General features: G+C 71.2%; 24 protein-coding genes. 10 read left to right on the top strand and 14 right to left on the bottom strand.

The window, feature by feature from the left end:
- Window positions 1–14: 14 nt before the first annotated feature.
- Window positions 15–2,048 carry an NADPH-dependent 2,4-dienoyl-CoA reductase gene (locus AB3M34_RS21150; RefSeq protein ID WP_370616835.1) on the bottom strand — a complete coding sequence of 678 codons (2,034 nt, stop codon included), beginning with the start codon at window positions 2,046–2,048 and terminating at the stop codon, window positions 15–17.
- Between the two features lie 26 nt (window positions 2,049–2,074).
- Between AB3M34_RS21150 and AB3M34_RS21145 the strand changes: the two genes are divergently transcribed.
- Window positions 2,075–2,311, top strand: a complete 237-nt coding sequence (locus AB3M34_RS21145; protein ID WP_370616834.1) for an SCO4848 family membrane protein — start codon at window positions 2,075–2,077, stop codon at window positions 2,309–2,311.
- Here the strand turns inward: AB3M34_RS21145 and AB3M34_RS21140 are convergent.
- The 3 genes from AB3M34_RS21140 to AB3M34_RS21130 form a co-directional block, all read right to left on the bottom strand.
- On the bottom strand, window positions 2,283–2,921 hold the full coding sequence (locus AB3M34_RS21140) for a PadR family transcriptional regulator (RefSeq protein WP_370616833.1): 639 nt from the start codon (window positions 2,919–2,921) through the stop codon (window positions 2,283–2,285). The two genes, AB3M34_RS21145 and AB3M34_RS21140, sit on opposite strands and share 29 nt — an antisense overlap.
- A gap of 156 nt (window positions 2,922–3,077) precedes the next feature.
- Entirely contained in the window at window positions 3,078–3,500 is a 423-nt protein-coding gene (locus tag AB3M34_RS21135; protein WP_370616832.1) for a hypothetical protein, read from the bottom strand.
- Window positions 3,501–3,571: 71 nt separating this feature from the next.
- A complete protein-coding gene (locus AB3M34_RS21130; RefSeq protein ID WP_370616831.1) occupies window positions 3,572–4,726 on the bottom strand; it encodes an FAD-dependent oxidoreductase in 1,155 nt (384 codons plus the stop codon).
- A gap of 68 nt (window positions 4,727–4,794) precedes the next feature.
- Here AB3M34_RS21130 and AB3M34_RS21125 point away from each other — a divergent pair, with 68 nt between their 5' ends.
- On the top strand, window positions 4,795–5,190 hold the full coding sequence (locus tag AB3M34_RS21125; protein WP_370616830.1) for a VOC family protein: 396 nt from the start codon (window positions 4,795–4,797) through the stop codon (window positions 5,188–5,190).
- A gap of 9 nt (window positions 5,191–5,199) precedes the next feature.
- On the opposite strand, the gene AB3M34_RS21120 is transcribed toward AB3M34_RS21125, so the two are convergent.
- Window positions 5,200–5,397: a YdeI/OmpD-associated family protein gene (locus AB3M34_RS21120; protein ID WP_370616829.1), complete on the bottom strand. Its 198-nt coding sequence runs from the start codon at window positions 5,395–5,397 to the stop codon at window positions 5,200–5,202.
- Window positions 5,394–5,780 (bottom strand): YdeI/OmpD-associated family protein, encoded by a 387-nt coding sequence (locus AB3M34_RS21115; protein WP_370616828.1) that lies wholly within the window; start codon window positions 5,778–5,780, stop codon window positions 5,394–5,396. The genes AB3M34_RS21120 and AB3M34_RS21115 overlap by 4 nt, the downstream gene beginning before the upstream one ends.
- A 70-nt stretch (window positions 5,781–5,850) precedes the next feature.
- Between AB3M34_RS21115 and AB3M34_RS21110 the strand changes: the two genes are divergently transcribed.
- Window positions 5,851–6,237 (top strand): YybH family protein, encoded by a 387-nt coding sequence (locus AB3M34_RS21110; protein WP_370616827.1) that lies wholly within the window; start codon window positions 5,851–5,853, stop codon window positions 6,235–6,237.
- Window positions 6,238–6,456: 219 nt separating this feature from the next.
- On the opposite strand, the gene AB3M34_RS21105 is transcribed toward AB3M34_RS21110, so the two are convergent.
- Genes AB3M34_RS21105 through kdpF form a run of 6 tightly spaced genes read right to left on the bottom strand, consistent with a single transcriptional unit; the run spans window position 6,457 to window position 14,168 of the window.
- Window positions 6,457–7,134, bottom strand: coding sequence for a response regulator (locus AB3M34_RS21105; protein WP_370616826.1), 678 nt, complete (start codon window positions 7,132–7,134; stop codon window positions 6,457–6,459).
- Window positions 7,131–9,698 carry a sensor histidine kinase gene (locus AB3M34_RS21100; protein WP_370616825.1) on the bottom strand — a complete coding sequence of 856 codons (2,568 nt, stop codon included), beginning with the start codon at window positions 9,696–9,698 and terminating at the stop codon, window positions 7,131–7,133. The genes AB3M34_RS21105 and AB3M34_RS21100 overlap by 4 nt, the downstream gene beginning before the upstream one ends.
- A 13-nt stretch (window positions 9,699–9,711) precedes the next feature.
- Window positions 9,712–10,350, bottom strand: a complete 639-nt coding sequence (kdpC, locus tag AB3M34_RS21095; protein WP_370616824.1) for a potassium-transporting ATPase subunit KdpC — start codon at window positions 10,348–10,350, stop codon at window positions 9,712–9,714.
- A gap of 37 nt (window positions 10,351–10,387) precedes the next feature.
- On the bottom strand, window positions 10,388–12,406 hold the full coding sequence (gene kdpB / locus AB3M34_RS21090; protein WP_370616823.1) for a potassium-transporting ATPase subunit KdpB: 2,019 nt from the start codon (window positions 12,404–12,406) through the stop codon (window positions 10,388–10,390).
- Window positions 12,403–14,079 (bottom strand): potassium-transporting ATPase subunit KdpA, encoded by a 1,677-nt coding sequence (gene kdpA, locus AB3M34_RS21085; protein ID WP_370616822.1) that lies wholly within the window; start codon window positions 14,077–14,079, stop codon window positions 12,403–12,405. Before kdpA ends, kdpB begins: the two co-directional genes overlap by 4 nt.
- Complete coding sequence (gene kdpF / locus AB3M34_RS21080; RefSeq protein ID WP_370616821.1) at window positions 14,079–14,168, bottom strand: K(+)-transporting ATPase subunit F; 90 nt, start codon at window positions 14,166–14,168, stop codon at window positions 14,079–14,081. The genes kdpA and kdpF overlap by 1 nt, the downstream gene beginning before the upstream one ends.
- A gap of 121 nt (window positions 14,169–14,289) precedes the next feature.
- Here kdpF and AB3M34_RS21075 point away from each other — a divergent pair, with 121 nt between their 5' ends.
- From AB3M34_RS21075 to ilvA, 4 genes are read left to right on the top strand one after another with little or no spacing between them, the layout of a single operon-like run.
- Window positions 14,290–14,853, top strand: coding sequence for a TetR/AcrR family transcriptional regulator (locus tag AB3M34_RS21075; RefSeq protein WP_370616820.1), 564 nt, complete (start codon window positions 14,290–14,292; stop codon window positions 14,851–14,853).
- The gene (locus tag AB3M34_RS21070; RefSeq protein ID WP_370616819.1) at window positions 14,846–15,568 is read left to right on the top strand and encodes an ABC transporter ATP-binding protein; all 723 of its coding nucleotides are present in this window, start codon (window positions 14,846–14,848) and stop codon (window positions 15,566–15,568) included. The genes AB3M34_RS21075 and AB3M34_RS21070 overlap by 8 nt, the downstream gene beginning before the upstream one ends.
- Entirely contained in the window at window positions 15,565–16,326 is a 762-nt protein-coding gene (locus AB3M34_RS21065) for an ABC transporter permease (protein WP_370616818.1), read from the top strand. The genes AB3M34_RS21070 and AB3M34_RS21065 overlap by 4 nt, the downstream gene beginning before the upstream one ends.
- Window positions 16,327–16,386: 60 nt before the next feature.
- Window positions 16,387–17,667, top strand: a complete 1,281-nt coding sequence (ilvA, locus tag AB3M34_RS21060) for a threonine ammonia-lyase IlvA (protein ID WP_370616817.1) — start codon at window positions 16,387–16,389, stop codon at window positions 17,665–17,667.
- Window positions 17,668–17,694: 27 nt separating this feature from the next.
- Here ilvA and AB3M34_RS21055 read toward each other — a convergent pair whose 3' ends face one another.
- Window positions 17,695–18,081, bottom strand: coding sequence for a DUF4383 domain-containing protein (locus tag AB3M34_RS21055; RefSeq protein WP_370616816.1), 387 nt, complete (start codon window positions 18,079–18,081; stop codon window positions 17,695–17,697).
- A gap of 104 nt (window positions 18,082–18,185) precedes the next feature.
- Between AB3M34_RS21055 and AB3M34_RS21050 the strand changes: the two genes are divergently transcribed.
- The 3 genes from AB3M34_RS21050 to AB3M34_RS21040 are packed head-to-tail and all read left to right on the top strand — an operon-like array spanning window position 18,186 to window position 21,099.
- Window positions 18,186–19,235 carry a FecCD family ABC transporter permease gene (locus AB3M34_RS21050; protein ID WP_370616815.1) on the top strand — a complete coding sequence of 350 codons (1,050 nt, stop codon included), beginning with the start codon at window positions 18,186–18,188 and terminating at the stop codon, window positions 19,233–19,235.
- Complete coding sequence (locus AB3M34_RS21045; RefSeq protein WP_370616814.1) at window positions 19,232–20,308, top strand: FecCD family ABC transporter permease; 1,077 nt, start codon at window positions 19,232–19,234, stop codon at window positions 20,306–20,308. The genes AB3M34_RS21050 and AB3M34_RS21045 overlap by 4 nt, the downstream gene beginning before the upstream one ends.
- Window positions 20,305–21,099 (top strand): ABC transporter ATP-binding protein, encoded by a 795-nt coding sequence (locus AB3M34_RS21040; RefSeq protein WP_370616813.1) that lies wholly within the window; start codon window positions 20,305–20,307, stop codon window positions 21,097–21,099. Before AB3M34_RS21045 ends, AB3M34_RS21040 begins: the two co-directional genes overlap by 4 nt.
- Window positions 21,100–21,229: 130 nt before the next feature.
- Here AB3M34_RS21040 and AB3M34_RS21035 read toward each other — a convergent pair whose 3' ends face one another.
- On the bottom strand, window positions 21,230–21,550 hold the full coding sequence (locus tag AB3M34_RS21035) for a hypothetical protein (protein WP_370616812.1): 321 nt from the start codon (window positions 21,548–21,550) through the stop codon (window positions 21,230–21,232).
- Between the last annotated feature and the right edge of the window lie 78 nt (window positions 21,551–21,628).

Here is a 21,628-nt window from a genome sequence, read left to right as displayed (position 1 = left end):
CGAGGCGGTACGGGTCAGAGACGGGCGGCGAGCTCCGTGGCCTGGCGGATGGCGCGCTTCGCGTCGAGCTCGGCTGCGACGTCGGCACCTCCGATCACGTGCACGCTCACGCCGGCCGCACGCAGCGGGTCGGCGAGGTCGGTGACCGACTCCTGCCCGGCGCACACGACGACCGTGTCCACCTCGATCACCTGGGCGTTGCCGTCCCGGTCGAGGATGTGCAGGCCCGCGTCGTCCACGAACTCGTACGAGACGCCGGCGAGCATGTTGACGCCGGAGTCCTTCAGCGTCGCGCGGTGCACCCAGCCCGACGTCTTCGCGAGACCCTTGCCGAGCGGGGCGTCCTTGCGCTGGAGCAGCCAGACCTCGCGCTCCGGCGGCGCCTTGACCTTCGTGGCGAGGCCGCCGGGCTCGAGCGCAGGGTCGGTGACGCCCCAGCGCGCCATCCAGGCGCCGAGCTCCTCGTCGGGCTGGTGCAGCAGGAACTCGGCGACGTCGAAGCCGATCCCGCCGGCTCCGATGACAGCGACGCGACGCCCTGCCTCGACGCGGCCGTCGATGACGTCCGGGTACGAGGCGACGCTCGCGTGGTCGAGCCCCTTGATCTCCGGGATCCTCGGGACCACCCCGGTCGCGACGACGACCTCGTCGTACGCGCTCAGGTCGGCGACCGTAGCCCGCGTCGAGAGCCGGACGTCGACGCCGGTCACCTCGAGCCGGCGCGTGTAGTAGCGCAGCGTCTCCGCGAACTCCTCCTTGCCCGGGATGCGTCGCGCGAGACGGAACTGGCCGCCGACCTGGTCGTCCGCCTCGTACAGCGTGACGTCGTGCCCGCGGTCGGCCAGCTCGGTCGCGGCGGCGAGCCCGGCGGGGCCGGCACCGACGACGGCGATGCTCTTGCGCCGCGGCTTCGGCACGGGCAGGAGGCGCAGCTCGGTCTCGTACCCGGCGCGCGGGTTCACCAGGCAGGTGGCGCGCTGGTTCTTGAAGGTGTGGTCGAGGCAGCCCTGGTTGCAGGCGATGCAGGTGTTGATCTCGTCGGCGCGGCCTGCGGCGGCCTTGTTGACGAATGCCGCGTCGGCGAGCAGCGGGCGCGCCATCGAGACCATGTCGGCCTGGCCGTCGGCGAGGATCTGCTCGGCCACCTCAGGCGTGTTGATGCGGTTCGAGGCGATGACCGGGATGCCGACCTCGGGACGCAGCTTGCCGGTCACCCAGGCGAACGCCGCCCGCGGCACTGACGTGACGATGGTGGGGACGCGCGCCTCGTGCCAGCCGATGCCGGTGTTGAGGATCGACGCGCCCGCCGCCTCCAGCCGGCGTGCCAGCTCGACGGTCTCCTCCCACGTCTGGGCGTCGTCGACGAGATCGAGGAGCGAGATCCGGTACTGGACGATGAACCGCTCGCCGGCCGCCTCGCGGATCTGCCGCACGACCTCCACCGGGAAGCGCATCCGCTTCTCGGCGGTGCCGCCCCAAGCGTCCGTACGGTCGTTGGTCCGGGCCGCGAGGAACTGGTTGATGAGGTAGCCCTCGGAGCCCATGATCTCCACGCCGTCGTAGCCCGCGCGCTGGGCAAGCATGGCCGCACGCACGAAGTCGTGCACGGTGCGCTCCACCTCACGGGTGCTCATCGCGCTCGGCTTGAACGGGGTGATCGGGGACTGCTTGGAGGAGACGCCCTTCGAGAAGGGCGAGTAGCCGTAGCGCCCCGCGTGCAGCACCTGCATGAGGATGCGGCTGTCGTGCACGTGGACGGCGTCGGTGATCTCGCGGTGGCGGTCGGCCAGGCGGCGCGACGCCATCGTCGAGCCCATCGGGCTGAGCCAGCCTCGCCAGCTCGGGGCGTACCCGCCCGTGACGAGGAGTGCGGTGCCGCCCTGGGCGCGCTCGGCGAAGTACGCCGCCAGCTTGGGCACGTCGCTCGCCCGGTCCTCGAGCTTGGTGTGCATCGAGCCCATCATCACGCGGTTGCGCAGGGTGAAACCCGCGACCTCGATCGGCGAGAGGAGGTGCGGGTACGGGGTGGGGGCGGGCTGCTCAGCCATGGTGACCTCTGGTGTTCACTGGACGGGTGATCTCTCGACGTGCTGCGTGGTTCCTGGTGCTGGCCGGCGTGTTCAACGTCGTCATCTGGCCGCGGTTCGGGGTGGCGATCTGGAACGACGAGCGGGCCTGGGAGGGAACGGTCGGGGACTCGACGCCGACCGGGTTCCTGTGGGTGCATGCGGTGCTGATCGCGGCTGCCGTCGTGATCGCGCTGGGAGTGCTGTGGGTGGCGTTCACCGCGCTGCGCTCCCGTCGCTCGTAGGTCCCGCTGGTCGAGGCGCGGAGGGTCCTGCTGGTCGAGGCGCGGAGGGTCCTGCTGGTCGAGGCGCGGAGCGATCGAGACCCCCCAGCAGCTCCACGATCTCCTCGCACCAGTCGAGCCCGGCCTGCTCGAGGAGGATGCCGCCGCGCAGCACCGCGTACTGCGCGCGCTGGGCGTCGTCGAGCGCGTCGACGTCGGGGAACGTGCGCGCCTCGTCGGCGCGGTAGTAGGCGAGGCGCTCGCGGTGCGCGGTGGCGCGGCGGTGCACGTCAGCGAGGATCGCGTCACGATCGCCGTATGGGAGCCCTCGCAGCTTCACCGCGAACTCGCTGCGGGACGCCTCCAAAGCGCTCGGCGTGCGTGACCAGTCCTGGAGGGCCGACCGTCCGGCTTCGGTGATCGCGTAGACCTTCTTGTCGGGACGACCCTCCTGCGGGACGGCCTTCGACGCGACGAGCCCGTCGGACTCCATGCGGCCGAGCACCTTGTAGATCTGCTGGTGGCTGGCCTTCCAGAAGTGGCCGATCGACTTGTCGAAGCGGCGCGTCAGGTCGTAGCCGCTCGCCGTGCGTTCGGCGAGCGACACGAGGATCGCGTGCTCGAGTGCCATGCGGGCAAGTATCTATGCAACACGGCGCATATGCAACTAGTTGCACCGCGCAGGGCCCCTCGCCCCGTCCCCGTCCCCGATTTGTGCACTCGTGCAAGGTTTTCTGCGCCAAGAACCGGTACAAGTGCACAAATCGGGGACGAGAGGAGCGCGGGGTCAGAGGTGGTCCGGGACGATCAGGGCGTCGGGGTCCTGGCGGTGCGGCATCGCCTCCACGCCGGCTCGCAAGGCAAGCACGGCGGCCTCGACCTGCTTGCGACGTTTGCGTGGCGAGATGCGCTCCCAGGTGCCCGGGTCCGACCGGTCGGTGCGCTCACGCAGCACGGACTCCGCAGCGGCGTCGTACTCCTCGTCCGTGAACTCCGGCGTCGCGCCGACCGTCGGCCGCTCCGGCAGCGCGGTCAGGCTCGGCAGGAGCAGGGTGCTGGCCGCCGACAGAAGCTGGTAACGGCTCATCTTCGGCAGCTCCTCCCACGACGCCGCGCCCACCTTGCGGCGCATGAACCCGGGCAGCGCCTCGAACGCCTGGCGAGCCACCGCCTCGACGGCGATGGTCATCTCCCGCTCGGTGAACTTCATGGCACTCCTTCACATCGTCCTTGCCGCTGCGACGACGGTACTGGTGCCGCTGATCGCGAAAGCGGGTGCGGTCAGGCTGCTGCAGCCCGGGACGCGACGACGCGCATCGCCGAGCGCGCCGCGACGCGTCCCGCGCGGTTCGCGCCGATGGTCGACGCCGACGGGCCGTACCCGACGAGCTGCACGCGGTGGTCGCGCGCCGCCGTCGTCGGGGTGTGGGCGTCCTCACGAGCGACGAGGCGTACGCCGCCGGTGTCCTCGCGCAGGTGCAGCGGGGCGAGATGTCCGAGCGCCGCGCGGAACCCGGTCGCCCACACGATCACGTCGGCGTGCCGGAACGACCAGTCCGCCATCCGCACCCCGTCCGGCTCGATCCGCGTGAACATCGGGTGCCGGTCGTACGCGCCCATCGCGGCCGCGCGCTGCTCCTGCGGCCGCAGCATCAGACCGGTGACGCTGACGACGCTCTGCGGCGGCAACCCACGCCGTACGCGGTCCTCGACCAGCGCCGCCGCGTCGCGGCCGGCATCGGGGTTGAACTCGCCGACGCGCCAGACCGGCTCGCGGCGCGTCACCCACGTCGTCGACGCGGTGACCGGTGCGACCTCGCCTAGGATCTGGACGGCGGACGCGCCGCCGCCGACGACGACGACGTCGAGCCCGGCCATCGCCTCAGGGCCCTCGTAGTCGACGGTGTGCAGCTGCCGCCCGCGGAACGACGACCCTCCGGGGTACGACGGCCAGAACGGCCGCTCCCACGTCCCGGTCGCGTTGATGACGGCGGGGGCGCGCCAGGTGCCGACGTCAGTGCGGACGAGGAGGTCGCGACCAGCGGTCTCGCTGGTCGAGGCCGGAGCGCCAGCGGAGGATCGAGACCCCGCCGATGCCTCGGCGTCCTCGACCCGGAGCACCCGGACCGGGCGTACGACCGGGAGGTCGAACCGCGCCTCGTACGCCGCGTAGTACGCCGGTACGAACGTGCGCGCCGGCTCGTCGTTGACCCGCTCGGGGACGTCGAGACCGGGGAGCATCGCGATGCCGTGGACGTCGCTCATCGTCAGGCTCCGCCAGCGGTGCTGCCACGCGCCACCCGGTGCAGGGTTGGCGTCGAGGACGACGAACGAGGCGCCGAGGCGCTTCAGGTGGTACGCCGCCGACAGCCCTGCCTGCCCCGCACCGATGACGACGACGTCGACGCGGCGCGTGGGGTCCGGGGAGGTGGTCACGTACGGGACAACCAGCCTGCGCCCGTGGGTGTTCCGTACGTGGCACGCGCCACGGCTAGCGTGGGCCCATGACCGGTCCGCACTCCGACCCCGAGCACCTCGCGTTCGTCCACCTGCACCACGTCCAGCTCGCGATCCCCGCCGGTGGGGAGGACGCGTGCCGCGCGTTCTGGGTCGGCCTGCTCGGGATGCACGAGCTCGAGAAACCGCCGGAGCTCGCGGCACGCGGGGGATGCTGGTTCCGCTCGGGCGGCATCGAGGTCCACCTGGGTGTCGAGAAGGAGTTCGCGCCCGCACGCAAGGCGCACCCGGGGTTCCTGGTCGCGCGGATCGACGACGTCGCGGAACGGCTGACGGCCGGTGGCGTCGACGTGCGGTGGGACGACGCGTTCCCCGGCCACCGTCGCTTCTATGCGGATGACCCGTTCGGCAACCGGCTCGAGTTCCTGCAGCCGCTCGGCTGAGCGGGGGCGTCACCGGTTGTTGGCGGGGACTCCCTCGGCAGCGAGGCGCACCGCCTCGGTGATCCGCTTCTCGCGGGTCGCCGGTCGCTTCGCGTCGACCAGCCAGCGCAGGACCTGCTTGCGCTGGCCGGGAGTGAAGGACTCGTACTGCTCCCGCGAGCCAGGGACCGTATCGAACGCTGCGGCGAGGTCGTCCGGGACGATCAAGGCCTCGACGCTGTCGAGGATCGTCCACGAGCCGTCAGCCTTCGCGCGGTCGATCGCCGCCTGTCCCGCCGGGTCATGCGCCCGGACTCGACCACGCGGGCGACTCGCTCCTTCGACAGGCGGCTCCACACCGAGCCACGCCGACGGCGCGTCATCCACATCATCGAGTGCTCGTCGTCGAGCGTGGCCGCCTGACCGTCGATCCAGCCGTACGCGAGCGCCTCCTCGATGAGCTCCTCGTACGACACGCTGCGCGCCGCCGCCGTCCGTTCCCACACGATCCACACGCCAGGATCGGGGTCGTCGTGGTGCTCGGCCAACCAGTCGCGCCACTGCCCGGGCGAGGTGACCGGCAGGCGCGGCGCGTCTTGGAAGCTGCTCATGCGTAGCGACGCTACCGTCGCTCTGCACGGCGCGGGAGAACTGTCGGCGCCTCCTCGTACGGTCGAACACATGTCCACGCCGTCGCCGCTCCGGTCAGCCCCTCCCGCCGCCCCCCGCACTCCTGACGAGCTGAGCACGCAGCTCGTCGACCGCCTCACCGCCCGCGACGTCGACGGGGTGGTCGCCCTGTACGAGCCGACGGCTGTGCTGGAGCTCCCCGACGGCCGCGTCGCCGTCGGTCACGACGACATCCGTGACTTCTACACACACGCGCTCGCCGCGCACCGGCCCGTGCGTGCCGGCATCCCGCGACGTCCGCTCGTGCGCGGCGACCTGGCGCTGACGACGACGGTCCTCCCGATGAGCGCCGGGGCGGGCGGCGCCACGTGCGAGGTCGCGCGCCGACAGCCCGACGGCACGTGGCGGTGGATCATCGACCGGCCGACGGTGCGGTGAGTCGTCCCCCGCTGGTCGAGGAGGGCGAGGAACGAGCCCGTCTCGAGACCACGCGCTGGTGGTCTCGATCCTCCGCTGGCGCTCCGGCCTCGACCAGCGGGGGTGCTGGCGCTCCGGCCTCGACCAGCGGGGGGCTGGCGCTCCGGCCTCGACCAGCGGGACCCCCTTTTTCGCTGGTCGAGGAGGGCGAGGAACGAGCCCGTCTCGAGACCAGGTGTCTCAGGGGACGAAGCGGTAGCCCAGGCCCGGCTCGGTCACGAAGTGCTGCGGGTTCGCAGCGTCGTCCTCGAGCTTGCGACGGATCTGCGCCATGTAGACACGCAGATAGTGGGTCTCCTTCTCGTACGCCGGTCCCCAAACCTCTCGCAGCAGCTCCGCCTGGCGCACGAGGCGGCCAGATCGCCTGAGCAGCGTGCTGACGATCCTCCACTCCGTGGGGGTGAGGTGGATCTCTGCTCCGTCCCTCGTCGCGGTGCCGTCGTCCGGGTCGAGGACAAGCCGGCCGATCGTCACCGCCGAGGCGGGGACTTCGGCGAGGCCACCACGCCGGACGGCGGCGCGCACCCGGGCCAAGAGCTCCTCCATCCCGAACGGCTTCGTCACGTAGTCGTCGGCACCCGCGTCGAGCGCCTCGACCTTGTCGTCGGACTCGTGCCGGGCCGAGAGCACCACGATCGGCACCCTGCTCGTCGCGCGGACCCGCCGGATCACTGCCACGCCGCTGAGGTCCGGGAGGCCGAGGTCGAGAAGGATCACGTCAGGTACCCGGTCCTCGACAGCCTGCAGCGCCGACCGGCCGTCCCCGGCCGTCTCCACCTCGTAGTCGCGAGCCCGCAGGTTGATGCGCAGCGTGCGAAGGATCGCCGGGTCGTCGTCGACCGCGAGCACGACCGTCATCGCGGGTCCTCCTCGCCCTCGTCGGGGACCTGTACGGCCGCGGCGTCCGGTGCCTTCGCCTGCGGCAGGGTCACGACGAACGTCAGACCGCCGCCTGGTGTCTCATCGACCTCGAGCGTGCCCGACATCGCCTCGGTCAGGCCGCGGGCCACGGCGAGGCCGAGCCCGACGCCATCTCCTTGCGGGACGTCACCGAGCCGCTGGAAGGGGGCGAAGAGCCGGTCGTACGCCTCCGGTTCGACCCCTGGCCCGTGGTCGACGACGCGGATGCACGTTGTCGCTCGACCGCCGAGCTCCGTGTGCGCCGAGCCCTGGACCGTCACGCGCCCGACGGTGTGCTTGAGCGCGTTCTCGCACAGGTTCGCGAGGACCCGCTCGAGGAGCCCCGGATCCGCGTACGCGAGAGGCATACCGGGGTCGACTCGCACGTCGATGCGAGGCGCCTCCGAGAGCGGACCGACCGCGCGGTGCACCACCTCGACAAGGTCGACGTCGGTCAGCAGCACGCTGAGCGCACCGGTCCGCAGCCGGCTCATGTCGAGCAGGTTCTCGACGAGGGCGTCGAGCCGGTCGGCCGACTCCTCGATCGTCATCAACAGGTCGGCCTCGTCCTCGTCCGACCACACGATGTCCTCGTTGCGGAGGCTCGTGACCGCTGCTTTGACCGCGGCCAGCGGGCTCCGCAGGTCGTGCGAGACCGCGGCCAGCAGCGCCGTACGGGTCCGGTCGGCCTCGGCAAGCTCGTGGGCCCGGGCTTGCTCCTCCGCCGCCCGCAGCCGCTCGCCCACGACCCCGGCATGGGCGGCGTACGCCGTGACGAGCCGTCGTTCTGAGGCGGCCAGGGTCCGCCCACGCAGGACCAGCGTCGTGGTCTCGTCGATCGGCACGTCGACGTCGGACGCGCTGACCGACGAGGGAGCGTCGCCGTGTGCGACGACGGTGGTCCAGGCGTCGTCGCCGTGCCTCGCCAGGATCGCGGCACCGCGCATCCCGAAGACCTCCGTCGCCTGGGCGAGGAGGGCCGGGAGGCTCTCGCCGGCCCGCAGCAGGCTGTGCGACAGCACCGCGAGGGCGTCTGCCTCGGTCGATGCGCGTCGTGCCTGCGCCGCGCGGCCGGCCGCAAGGTCGACGACGGATGCGACCGCCACGCCCACGACGACGAAGACGGCGATCACCGCGACGTACTGACCGCCGGCGATCGTCAGCGTCTGCGTCGGAGACACGAAGTACCAGTTGAGGAGCAGGGCGGACAGTGCCGCGGCGAGCAGGGCGGGCACCAGGCCGCCTACGAGTGCCACGACCACGACGACGCTCAGCATGACCATCGACTCGAGCGTGAGGTCGTGAAGGTCAGCGGTGGACAGCAGCACGAAGGTCGCGACTGCCGGTGCGAGCACGCCGAGGACGTAGCCCAGCACCGTACGCCGCGTGCCGAGGTCGGGGCGGCGCTGACGGTTGCGCGTTCCGCGGCCCGCCTCGCCGTGGCTGACGATGTGGACGTCGACGTCGCCCGAACCGGCGATCACGCGCTCGCCGACGCCGGGCCGAAGTGCGGCCGACCATCGCGCCCGGCGTGACGCGCCGATCAGGATCTGGGAGGCGTTCTCCGCGCGGGCGAACTCGAGGATCCCGGTGGCGACGTCGTCGGCGACGACGGTGTGGAAGCTGCCGCCCATGTCGTGCACCATCGTGTGCTGTCGGGCGAGCTGGTCCGGCGAGGTGCTCGTCAGACCGTCGCCGCGAGTGACGTAGACGGCCATCCACTCCCCGCCCGCTGTCCGGCCGGCGATCAGAGCGGCACGGCGGAGCAGGGTCGGCGACTCCGGACCTCCGGTGACCGCCACGACGATGCGTTCTCGGGTCGGCCAGGTGGAGTCGATGCGGTGCTCCTGCCGGTACCGGGTCATTCCTTCGTCGACCCGGTCGGCGACCCACAGCAGCGCGAGCTCGCGCAACGCCGACAGGTTGCCCTCGCGGAAGTAGCGGGAGAGCGCCGCGTCGACCTTGTCGGCGGCGTAGACGTTGCCGTGGGCGAGGCGACGCCGCAACGACTGCGGGCTCATGTCGACGAGCTCGATGGCATCGGCGTCGCGCACCACCTGGTCGGGCACGGTCTCGCGCTGGCGTACGCCGGTGATGGCCTCGACGACGTCGTTCAGCGACTCGAGGTGCTGCACGTTCACGGTGGTGACGACGTCGATGCCGTGGTCGAGCAGGGTGACGACGTCCTCCCAGCGCTTCGTGTGCTCGACCCCGGGCACGTTGGTGTGTGCGAGCTCGTCGACGAGGGCGACCTCGGGCCGTCGCGCGATCACCGCGTCGAGATCGAGCTCCTCGTACGAGGAGCCCCCGTACGCGACGGCCCGACGGGGGACGACCTCGAGGCCGTCGAGCTGCTCGGCGGTGTGCTTGCGGCCGTGGGTCTCGACGTACGCGACGACGACGTCGGTGCCGCGATCGGTGCGGCGGCGGCCCTCGTCGAGCATCCGGTACGTCTTCCCTACGCCGGGCGCGGCACCGAGATAGACCCGGAGCCGCCCGCGACGCGTGGGCGGGTGGTCCATACCGGCCATCCTGTCAGTCCGTCACAGCGTCGCGGATCGCGATGTTCAGGAGCAGGACGTTGACGCCCTCCTCGCCGAGCACGCCCAAGGCCCGCCCGGCCGTGTACTCGGTGATGAGGCGGTGCACGGTCGCGTCGCTCAACCCGTTCGCCTCGGCGACGCGCGCGGCCTGGATGTCGGCGTACGCGGGAGAGATGTGCGGGTCCAGACCCGAGCCCGAGGCCGTGATCGCGTCGGCGGGGACGTCGGCCGGTGCGACGCCCTCCTCCGCGGCGACGGCGTTGCGACGCTCCTCGATCGAGGCGAGGAGGTCCGGGTTGGACGGACCGAGGTTGCTCGCCGCGCTCGCCAGGCCGTCGTACTCCGTCGCCGACGGGCGCGAGTGGAACAGCGCGGGGTCGTCGAAGGCCTGACCGATGATCGCGGAGCCGACCGGTGAGCCGTCGACCTCGACGATCTGACCGTTCGCACGGCCGTTCGCGACGACCTGGGCGACGGCCCAGACGGCCGCCGGGTACGCGACGCCGAGGATGACGGTCAGAACGAGCAGCAGCCGAAGGCCGGTCGCGGTCTGGCGGATCAGTCCGGCACCGAGCGGGCCCCGCCCCGGGGTCGCATCGGTGTCCCGGGCGGGTGAGGTGGTGGTGGCCATGCGGGTTGTCCCTTCCATGTGGCTGGTTCCGTCCGGCTCAGAGCGCGGAGCCGAAGAGGCTCGAGAGGAGGAGGTCGATGATCTTGATCCCGACGAACGGCGCCGCCAGGCCGCCGAGCCCGTAGACGAGCAGGTTGCGTCGCAGCAGGCCCGCCGCCGAGGTGACGCGGTACTTCACGCCCCGGAGTGCGAGCGGAATCAGCGCGACGATGATCAGCGCGTTGAAGATCACCGCGGAGAGGATCGCCGACTCGGCGCTGTGCAGCCGCATGATGTCGAGAGCCTCCAGGCTCGGGTACGCCGCGACGAACATCGCGGGGATGATCGCGAAGTACTTCGCCACGTCGTTCGCGACCGAGAACGTCGTCAGTGCGCCGCGGGTGATGAGCAGCTGCTTGCCGATCTCGACGATGTCGATGAGCTTCGTCGGGTCGGAGTCGAGGTCGACCATGTTGCCGGCCTCCTTGGCGGCCGACGTGCCCGAGCTCATTGCGACACCGACATCCGCGGCGGCCAGGGCCGGGGCGTCGTTCGTACCGTCACCGGTCATCGCGACCAGGCGACCGCCTGCCTGCTCCTGACGGATGAACGCCATCTTGTCCTCGGGAGTCGCCTCCGCGAGCACGTCGTCCACGCCCGCCTCGACGGCGATCGCCTTTGCGGTGATCGCATTGTCACCGGTCACCATGACGGTACGGATGCCCATCCGCCGCAGCTCGGCGAACCGCTCGACCATGCCGGGCTTGACGACGTCCTTGAGGTGGACGACGCCGAGGACCTGCCCCGACGTCGGCGCCCCGCTCTGCGAGGGACGTACCGCGACGACCAGCGGCGTCCCGCCGTCGGCGCTGATCCGCTCGACGGCCGACTCGACGCTCGGGGGGAGCGCGGTGTCGCCGAGCCAGGCGAGGACTGCCGACGCGGCGCCCTTGCGGACCTGCGACCCGTCGGCGAGGTCGAGCCCGGACATCCGGGTTGTCGCCGAGAACTCGACGACCTGCGCCCCGCGAGGGAGCGTGGAGTCCGCTGCGCCCTGCGTGAGGGCCAGCTCGACGATGGAACGGCCCTCGGGAGTGGGGTCGGCCAGGCTGGAGAGGCGAGCGGTGTCGCGCAGGACATCGGGGTCGAGCCCCGCCTGCGGGACGAAGGCGGTCGCGCGTCGGTTGCCGTAGGTGATCGTGCCGGTCTTGTCGAGCAGCAGCGTGCCGACGTCGCCGGCGGCCTCGACGGCCCGCCCGGACATCGCCAGCACGTTGACCCGGACGAGCCGGTCCATGCCTGCGATGCCGATCGCCGAGAGCAGGGCGCCGATCGTGGTGGGGATCAGGCACACGAGCAGCGCCACCAGGACGAGGGTCCGCTGCGGAGCGCCGGCGTACTCGGCCATCGGTGCCAGCGTCGCTACCGCGAGCAGGAAGACTATCGTGAGGCTCGAGAGCAGGATCGTCAGGGCGTTCTCGTTGGGCGTCTTGCGCCGCGACGTTCCTTCGACCAGCGCGATCATCGTGTCGATGAACGTGCTGCCCGGAGCGGCGGTGATCTTGACGACGACGCGGTCCGACAGCACGGTCGTACCGCCGGTCACCGCAGACCGGTCACCGCCGGCCTCACGGATGACCGGGGCGGACTCGCCGGTGATCGCCGACTCGTCGATCGAGGCGATGCCCTCGACGACGTCGCCATCGCCAGGGATGACCTCGCCGGCCTCGACGACGACCAGGTCGCCGATCGTCAGGTCGGTGCCGGGAACCTCTGTCTCGGTTCCGTCTCTTCCGACCCGTCGCGCGACCGTGTCCTTGCGGGTGGCGCGCAGAGACGCTGCCTGTGCCTTGCCGCGCCCTTCGGCCACCGCTTCGGCGAGGTTGCCGAAGATCACCGTGAGCCACAGCCAGACGGCGATGGCGATCGTGAAACCGTCCGGGTCGGCCACCGCGAGGACCGTCGTGAGGACGGACCCGATGAGCACCACGAACATCACCGGATTGCGCCACATGTGGCGCGGATCGAGCTTGGCCATGGCCGTGGGGACCTGGCTCACGAGCTGGGAGAGGGTCATGCGAGGGCCTCCGCGATCGGACCGAGAGCGAGTGCGGGGAAGTACGTCAGGCCGGTCATCACGAGGACGACGCCGACGAGCAGGCCCGCGAACAGGGGTGTGTTGGTGGGGAGGGTGCCGGCGGTAGCGGGAACCTTGCCCTGCCGGGCGAGCGAGCCGGCCAGGGCGAGCACGAACAGGATCGGGACGAACCGACCGAGCAGCATCGCGGCGGCGAGCATCAGCTGGAAGAAGGTCGACGTCACCGTGATTCCGCCGAATGCGCTGCCGTTGTTGTTGGACGCCGACGTGAACGCGTAGACGACCTCGGAGAACCCGTGGCCTCCCGGGTTGCCCATCACGTCAGCCGTGCCGGGCAGCGCGATGGTGATGCCGACGCCGACGAGAACGAGCGCCGGCGTGGTCAGCGTGTAGAGAGCGACGTAGCGCATCTCCGTCGACCGGATCTTCTTGCCGAGGAGCTCCGGGGTGCGTCCGACCATGAGGCCAGCGACGAAGACCGCGAGGATCGCCATCACGAGGATGCCGTAGACGCCCGCTCCGACACCGCCGGGCGAGACCTCGCCGAGCATCATGTTCACCAGCACGGCTCCGCCTCCGGTCGGCGTGAAGGAGTCGTGGGCGGAGTTGACCGCGCCAGTGGAGGTGCCGGTCGTCGCCGTGGCGAAGAGCGCCGACGCCCATTCGCCGAAGCGTGTCTCCTTGCCCTCCATCGCCGCGCCGGCGACCTGCGCAGACTGCCCGTGGGCGCCGACCTCGGCCCAGGTGGTGATCGCGAGCGAGGTGAAGAAGAGGACACCCATCGCACCCAGGACGGCGTAGCCCTGGCGACGGTTGCCGAGCATCGTGCCGAGCGTGCGGGTCAGGGCGACCGGGATCAGCAGGATGAGGAAGATCTCGAGCAGGTTGGCGAACCCGTTCGGGTTCTCGAACGGGTGCGCGGAGTTGGCGTTGAAGAAGCCGCCCCCGTTCGTCCCGAGCTCCTTGATGGCCTCCTGGCTCGCGGCCGGTCCGGTGGTGATCGTCTGCTGCCCGCCGGTGATCGTGTCGACGACCTGGTCGGCTGTGAAGCTCTGGACGACACCGGCCAGGACGAGCAGCACGGCTCCGACGAACGCGATCGGCAGCAGGACGCGCAGCGTGACGCGGACGAGGTCCACCCAGAAGTTGCCGAGCTTGTCGGAGCGGTTGCGGGTGAAGGCACGGATGAGTGCGACCGCGACGGCGATGCCGACGGCGGCGGAGACGAAGTTCTGCACCGCGAGGCCGGCCGCCTGCGCCGTCCAGCCCAGCGTCGACTCACCGGCGTACGACTGCCAGTTCGTGTTGGTCACGAACGAGACGGACGTGTTGAGCGCCATCTCCCACGGCATCCCGTCCATGCCCCGCGAGTACGGCAGGAAGGATTGCAGCACGAGCAGCAGGTAGAGGAGGACGAGGCTCACGACGGAGAACCCGACGACGGCGAGCGCGTACGACCGCGTGGTCTGCGTCGCGTCCGGGTTGATTCCGGCGAGGCGGTAGATCGGGCGCTCGACACCGAGGTGCCGTGGGCTCTCGAGCGTCCGGGCGATGTAGTCGCCCAGCGGCCGGTAGGCCAGCGCGAGCAGCGCGAGGAGGGCAAGCAGGCTCAGCACGCCTGCGAGGGCGTCGTTGATCGGCGGAGCGGCCATCAGAAGCGCTCCGGGTTGACGAGGGACGCGACGAGGTAGCCGATCAGAAGGACCACCAGGGTGATCAGGAGGCCGGTGTCAAGACTCATGAGCTCGAGTCAACGCGGCGTCATCGGCGTTCCCACGGTCCTTGACGGGGCCTTGACCGGTCTTGACGCGATCTTGACGGAGGTCGGCGTCAGCCAGAATGTTAGGTGCTAACATTTACACGTGGACAAAGGGACACCGAAGCGGCGCCGTACGTCATTGCGCATCGCGTCCTGCGCGCTCGACCTCTTCGAGGAGCGCGGATTCGAGGCCACTACGGTCGCCGAGGTCGCGGCAGCGGCGGGGGTGACGGAGATGACGGTCTACCGCCACTTCCCGAGCAAGGACCGGCTCGTGCTGGACGACCCGTACGACCCGCTTGTCGCGGCATCCGTCGGTCGGCAGGACCCCCGTCTCGCCCCAATACGACGCGCAGCCCGCGGGCTCCGGGAGGCGTGGTCCTCGCTCCCCGAGCCGGCGACCGGCACGACTCGACGTCGCGTCCGGCTCGTCGCCGGGAGCGAGGTTCTGCGTGGCGCGGCGTGGCGCAACAACCAGCAGACCGAGCGGCTGATCGCGGATCAGCTGGTGCGTGACGGCGTCGACGACCTGTCGGCGGCGGCGGCGGCGAGCGCGACCCTCGCGGCCCTGATGGCTGCCCTGTTCCTCTGGGCCCAGGACGGCGACCTCACCCTCAGCGACGCGATCGGTCGCGCGCTGGACGTCGTGGAGGGCCGCGATGGGTGAGGCGCGTCTCGAGGCGCGACGACTGGTTCGTGGGTTCGCCGACGGTGAGGGCGTCTCGGGAGTCGACATCGAGGTACGCGCCGGAGAGATCCACGCTCTCGTCGGACTCAACGGCGCGGGCAAGACGACGCTGATGAGGATGCTCCTCGGGATGCTTCGCCCGACCGACGGCGTCGTGCGCGTCGATGGCCGCCCTCCTGGTTCGCCAGACTCGTGGCGACGGGTCGGCCACATGGTGGGCGGCCCGTTCGCCTATCCCGAGATGACGACCCGTACGAACCTCGTGGTGGCCGCCCGCCTGCGGCTCGTGCCGGAGCCCGAGATCACGGGAGTCGTCGACGAGATCATGGCGGAGCTCGACCTGGGACCTGTCGCCGACAAGCGAGCGCGCATGCTCTCGCAGGGCAACCTCCAGCGGGTGGGGCTCGCGGTCGCGCTCGTCCACGACCCGCTCGCGGCCGTCCTCGACGAACCGACCAACGCCCTCGATCCAGCCGGGGTGCTGCTGCTTCGGGCGTCGCTGCGCCGACGGGCCGACGCCGGCGCCGGCATCTTCGTGTCGAGCCACCACCTCGACGAGGTCGCCCGGGTCGCCGACCGCATCACAGTGATGAACCGCGGTCGCGTGGTCGGCACTCTCGATCCGCGGGAGACCGAGCTCGAGCGCAGGTTCTTCGCGACCGTCCACGCCGACGACCTGAGCAGGTCGCGATGAGACCGCTCCGCGCGGCTCTGCGGGTCGAGACTACGAAGGCCCTGGCATCGACGGTGCTCCGCGCGACAACCATGATCCTCGTGGGCGGCGTCGTCCTGCTCACAAGCACGATGACGTGGGCGGCAGCTGCGGGCAACGAGCAGGTGCTCGCACAGCTCGGACCGCTTGCCGACCTCGTCGGCTGGGAGCGGTACACCGCGATCTCCGCGCAGATCACGGCGGCAGGGGGACTGCTCGCCCTCGGGGTCGCGCTCAGCTGGTCGGTCGGAAGGGAGTTCGCGGACGGCACGATGAGCGGCCTCTTCGCCCTGCCCGTGGCACGGCGCACGATCGTCGCCGCGAAGCTGATCGTCCACGTCGCCTGGTCGGTGTGCGTCGCCGTGCTCCTTGCGATGGCGCTCCTCGCGGTCGGCATCGCCTCAGGACTCGGCATGCCGGACGGAGACGCGACGCAAGCGCTCGCCCGGCTGTCCGTTCTCGTGGTCTTGTCCTCGCTGCTGGTCTTCCCCGTCGCGTGGGCGGTCACGGTCGGCCGTTCGCTTCTCGTCGGAGTCGCGGTCGTCGTCGGCATCGTCGTCGTCTGCCAGGTCGTGGTCGTCGCCGGTGGCGACGGCTGGATGCCGTTCGCCGCGCCGGCCCTCTGGGCCATGGACCCGGCGGACGTCTCGCCGGGTCAGCTCGTCCTGGTCGCCGCCGTGCCGGTCGTGTTCGGCGTGCTGTCGCTGCAGGCGTGGAACCGCCTCGAGCTGGATCGCTGACCGGTCTCGCGGGTCGGGCGCCTCACGTCCTCGTACGGATGCGTGCCTACGCTGGTCGACGTGCCTGTGACCGCTGACGACGTCGATGCCGCGTACGAACCTGTCTCCGGCGTCGCACTTCGTACCGCGCTCGAGCACAACTCGAGGCTCAGCGAGGCGTCCGGCGCGCAGGTCTGGCTGAAGCGCGAGGACCTGCAGGTGGTCCGGTCCTACAAGCTGCGCGGCGCGTTCCACATGATCGCGCGCCTCGATCCCGAGGTGCGTGACCGCGGACTGGTCGCGGCCAGCGCAGGCAACCACGCGCAGGGTGTCGCGTACGCCGCGCGCAGCCTCGGCACCTTCGCGCGGATCTTCCTGCCGCGCACCACGCCTCGCCAGAAGCGTGACCGGATCGCGTCGCTGGGCGGCAGCTCCGTCGAGCTCATCGTCGGCGGTGAGACCTACGACGCGGCCAGCGCGGCTGCGTACGAGGACGCCTCGCGCAGCGGCGCCACCGTCGTGCCGGCCTTCGACCACCCGGACGTGATCGCTGGGCAGGGCACCGTGGCGCGTGAGGTCGTGGAGCAGTTCGCCGCCGCGCACCGGCAGCCTGAAGGCGCCCCGGACGTGATCGTGGTTCCGGTCGGGGGCGGCGGTCTGGTCGCGGGCATGGCGGCGTGGCTCGCCGCGCGCCACCCCCAGACGCGTGTCGTGGGCGTGGAGCCGTCGGGCGCGGCGAGCATGGTGGCCGCGGTGGCGAGCGGTGGACCGACGACGCTCGACGAGGTGGATGCGTTCGTCGACGGCGCCGCGGTCCGTCGGGTCGGCGACCACTCGTACGCGGTGCTCGCGGACCTCGCCCGCTCGGGCCGTCCCGTCGAGCTCGTGACCGTGGACCCGGGGACGGTGAGCGAGGAGATGCTGGCGCTCTTCGAGGTGGACGGCGTGATCGCCGAGCCTGCGGGAGCGCTCGCCGCTGCGGCGCTCCGGCTGCCTGGTGTCGTGGCACCGGGGGAGTCGGCGGTCGCGGTCGTGTCGGGAGGCAACCACGACGTGAGCCGCTACGCGGAGGTCATCGAGCGGGCGCTGGTGTCGCGTGGCGTGAAGCACTACTGGCTGGTCGAGTTCCCGCAGGAGCCCGGGGCGCTGCGCCGGTTCCTCGACGAGGTGCTCGGGCCGGACGACGACATCACGCTGTTCGAGTACGTCAAGCGTCACAACCGGGAGACGGGGCCTGCGCTCGTCGGCATCGAGCTGGGTTCCCCGGACGCGCTCGGCGGACTGATCACCCGGTTGGCGGACTCGCCGGTGCGCGCGAAGAAGCTCTCGCCGGACGATCCGGCGTTCCAGTTCCTCGTCTGACCGTCAGCCGACGCCGATGCGGTGATGTCAGCTCGTCGGGGTCCCAGGGGCCCGGGCGGCTCCGCGCGGCGTGAGCAGACCTCGGGCAACGCCCGCCAGCAGGATCATCCCGATGCCCAGTCCGAGGTGGAGCCAGCTGTCGGCCTCGTCGACGGCGACGACGTTCGCGCCGTGGTCGTGGTCCACGATCACCCCGTACACCCACAGCACCAGGTAGGCCACCCCGCCGTACTGGGGGTAGCGGATCGAGCCGGTCGTGGATCGGGCGACGGCCAGGCCGACCGCGCCGAACAGCAGGTGGACCACGTTGTGCAGCACGGAGACCTGGAAGACCCCGAACAGCTGTGCGCCGCTCTCGTGTCCGGCGAACGTCATCGTGTCGAGGTCGGTGGTGATCCCGACGACGAAACCCACGGAAGAGTTGCGTACCCGTGGTGGCCGCGGTCAGGCAGAACGAGGGTAGGCTCCCCTAAGCCAATCCGCCACACTGCTGGCTCCGCCCGCCGAGGAGCACCACCATGACCGACGTCGCGACGCGTCCCGCGCCCGCGGTGCCGGCGCGCCCCAGGCGACTCCTCAGGCTCGGCGTCTCCTGGGTGCTGCTCGTCGGCCTGCTGCTGGTCGTCTGCTTCTTCAGCATCTCGATGGGGTCGCGAGACATCACGCTGCGCACGGTCTGGGACGCGTTCGACGCGTTCGACCCGTCGTCCACCGAGCACGCGGTGATCCGCGAGATGCGGGTGCCGCGCACCCTGCTCGGGCTCACCGTCGGCGCGGCGCTGGGGATGAGCGGCGCGATCCTGCAGGGCGTCACGCGCAACCCGCTCGCCGACCCCGGGATCATGGGCATCAACGCGGGAGCGGCAGCCGCGGTCGTCGCGTCGGCGTCGCTGCTCGGCATCGGGTCGCTCTCCGGCCAGATCTGGGCGGCCTTCGTCGGCGCCGGCCTCGCGACGGTGGTCGTCTACGGCGTCTCGTCGTTCGGGCGGGAGGGGGCAACGCCGGTCAAGCTGGCGCTCGCCGGAGCAGCAGTCACCGCTGGGCTCACGGCGTTCACGTCGGCCCTCGTCATGACGAGCACCGAGGCGCTCAACGAGCTGCGGTTCTGGCAGGTCGGTGCTCTCGCCGGACGCTACATGCCGGTCTTCTGGCAGACGCTGCCGTTCATCGTGATCGGCCTCGTGGTCGCCGTCGGGGCAGGCCGCGCCCTCAACGGGCTGGCGCTCGGCGAGGACGTCGCGGTCGCGCTCGGGCAGCGCGTCGGCGTCACCCGAGCCGTCCTCTTCGTCACCGTCGCCGTGCTCTGCGGCGCCGCGACCGCGGCCTGCGGACCGATCGTCTTCGTCGGCCTCGTGGTGCCCCACGTCGCGCGCATGATCTGCGGGCCCGACTATCGCGCGATCCTCGCCTTCAGCCTCGTGCTGTCCCCGATCGTGCTGCTCGTCGCCGACATCCTCGGGCGCCTCGCCGTGCCGGACGGTGAGCTCCAGGTGGGCGTCGTGCTCGGCGTGCTCGGTGCCCCGTTCTTCGTCCTGCTCGTCCGCTACCGGAACCTGACCGAGCTGTGAGCGCCACCGCGACCCGCCCCGGGCCACCCGTGCCGTCGTCGGCTGACGTGCCGGCCGCCCTCGCCGCGCACCGCCACCGGCTGCAGCGCCGTACGACTGTGGTCCTCGTCGGTCTGTCCGTCGTCGTGGTCGCACTGTTCGTCACGATGCTGATGGTCGGCAGCTACCGGCTGCCGTTGATGGACGTGGTCGTGTCCGTGCTGCACATCGGCCACGACCCGGCCGTGGACTTCGTCGTGCAGGGCATCCGACTCCCCGTCGCTCTCGCGGCCCTCGGGGTCGGGCTGGCCCTCGGCCTGGCCGGGGTCGTCTTCCAGACCCTCCTCGCGAACCCGCTCGCCTCTCCCGACTTCGTCGGCGTCTCGTCCGGGGCGAGCCTCTTCGCGGCCGGCGCGATCATCGTCGTCTCGCTCTCCGGCTTCGCCACCTCGATCGCGGCGCTGGTCGGCGCGCTGGTCTCGGGGCTCCTCGTCTACGCGCTGGCGTGGCGCGGCGGCGTCACCGGCTACCGGTTCATCCTCATCGGCATCGGCATCTCGCAGTTCATGCTGTCGCTGACCGGCTACCTCGTGGCGCGCGCCGACATCCACGCCGCGCGCGAGGCGATGACGTGGATCATCGGCTCGGTCGGGATGGCCGACGCGGGCACCCTGCGCGCCCTGTTCGTCGTGCTCCTCCTCTCGGTGCCGCTCACGGGGCTCCTCGCCCGCCCGCTGCGCGGGCTCGAGCTGGGCGACGACTCCGCGTCGGCGCTCGGGATCCGCGTCGAGACCGCTCGCTGGGCCCTGATGACCCTCGCGATCGTGCTGGTCGCGTTCGCCACCGCGGCGGCGGGACCGATCATGTTCGTGGCGCTGGTCGCAGGACCGGTCGCCCACCGCCTCCTGGGCCCCGCTCCGGGCGCGCTGGCGGCGTCGGCACTGGTCGGAGCAGCCCTCGTGCTGTCCTCAGAGCTGGTCGCCGCGCACCTCCTCCCGACGGCGCTGCCGACGGGAGTCGTGACCGGCGCGGTCGGCGCGCCGTACCTGCTGTGGCTCCTCGTGAGCGTCAACCGTGGAGGACGAGGCGGATGAAGCACGACCTGCGAGCCGACGGGCTCTCCCTCGGGTACGACGAGCGCACCGTCGTCTCCGAGCTGACCGTGGCCGTGCCCGACGGCGCGATCACCGTCATCGTAGGCGCGAACGCCTGTGGCAAGTCGACCCTGCTGCGCGGGCTCGCGCGCCTCTTGAAGCCGCAGGTGGGAGCCGTGATGCTCGACGGCGTCTCGGTCACCGACATGCGCAGCATCGAGCTCGCGAAGGTGCTCGGGCTGCTGCCGCAGTCACCGGTCGCGCCCGACGGCATCACCGTCGGCGACCTCGTCGGGCGCGGACGCTACCCGCACCAGGGGTGGTTCCGCCGGTGGACCGCCGACGACGAGGCCGCGGTCGCTGCGGCGCTCGAGGCCACCGACACCGTGGCGCTCATCGACCGTCGCATCCAGGACCTCTCCGGCGGGCAGCGGCAGCGCATCTGGGTCGCGATGGCGCTCGCGCAGGACACCGACCTGCTGCTGCTCGACGAGCCCACGACGTTCCTCGACATCGCGCACCAGGTCGAGCTGCTCGACCTCCTCACCGACCTCAACCGCGAGCGCGGCAAGACGATCGTCATCGTGCTGCACGACCTCAACCTCGCCAGCCGCTACGCCGACCACCTGATCGCGATGAAGGCCGGGCGCATCGTCGCCGAGGGCAAGCCGCACGGCGTCATCACACCCGAGGTCGTGCAGGAGGTGTTTGGGCTGCCGTGCGAGGTCGTCCCGGATCCGGTCAGCGGCACGCCGATGGTCGTCCCCCGCGGACGTCACCACGCGGGATAGGTCTCGATCGCTTCGCGCCTCGACCAGCGGGGGGTGGGCGTGCGTGGTTTTCGGTGGTCGAGGCCGGAGCGTCAGCGGAGGATCGAGACCTGGGTCTCGATCGCTTCGCGCCTCGACCAGCGGGGGTGGGTCAGATGTCTGTCACGGCGGTCAGCAGGAACGCGGAGTCGACCGTCGCCCGTACGGAGTGACGTTCCCGCGGCAGCTCAGACAGCATCCCCGTCTCGAGGGCGATCGTCTGGGACTCGCCGATGATCTCGATCGCACCCCTCAGGACCAGCACGCTCCCGGCCGGCGGCGAGTCGTGTTCCGAGAGCACCGCGCCCTCGGCGAGACCGAGGACGCTCTGGCGCAGCGGCCCGTCCTGGAGCACCAGCTCGGCGCTGCGACCGTGCGGCGCGGAGCTCGAAGCGTCCACGTACTCCTGGGTCAGCGCGGCGATGTCACGCATCGCGAACCTCCGTCTCCCGTGAGGATCTCGGTCCGGCGAGCGTAGCCCGAAAGTGCCCGGTCGGCTTCCGGATGCGGC

This window comes from Mumia sp. Pv4-285, assembly GCF_041320275.1.
Classification (GTDB): domain Bacteria; phylum Actinomycetota; class Actinomycetes; order Propionibacteriales; family Nocardioidaceae; genus Mumia; species Mumia qirimensis.
This window is presented reverse-complemented; position numbering and strand designations above follow the sequence as displayed.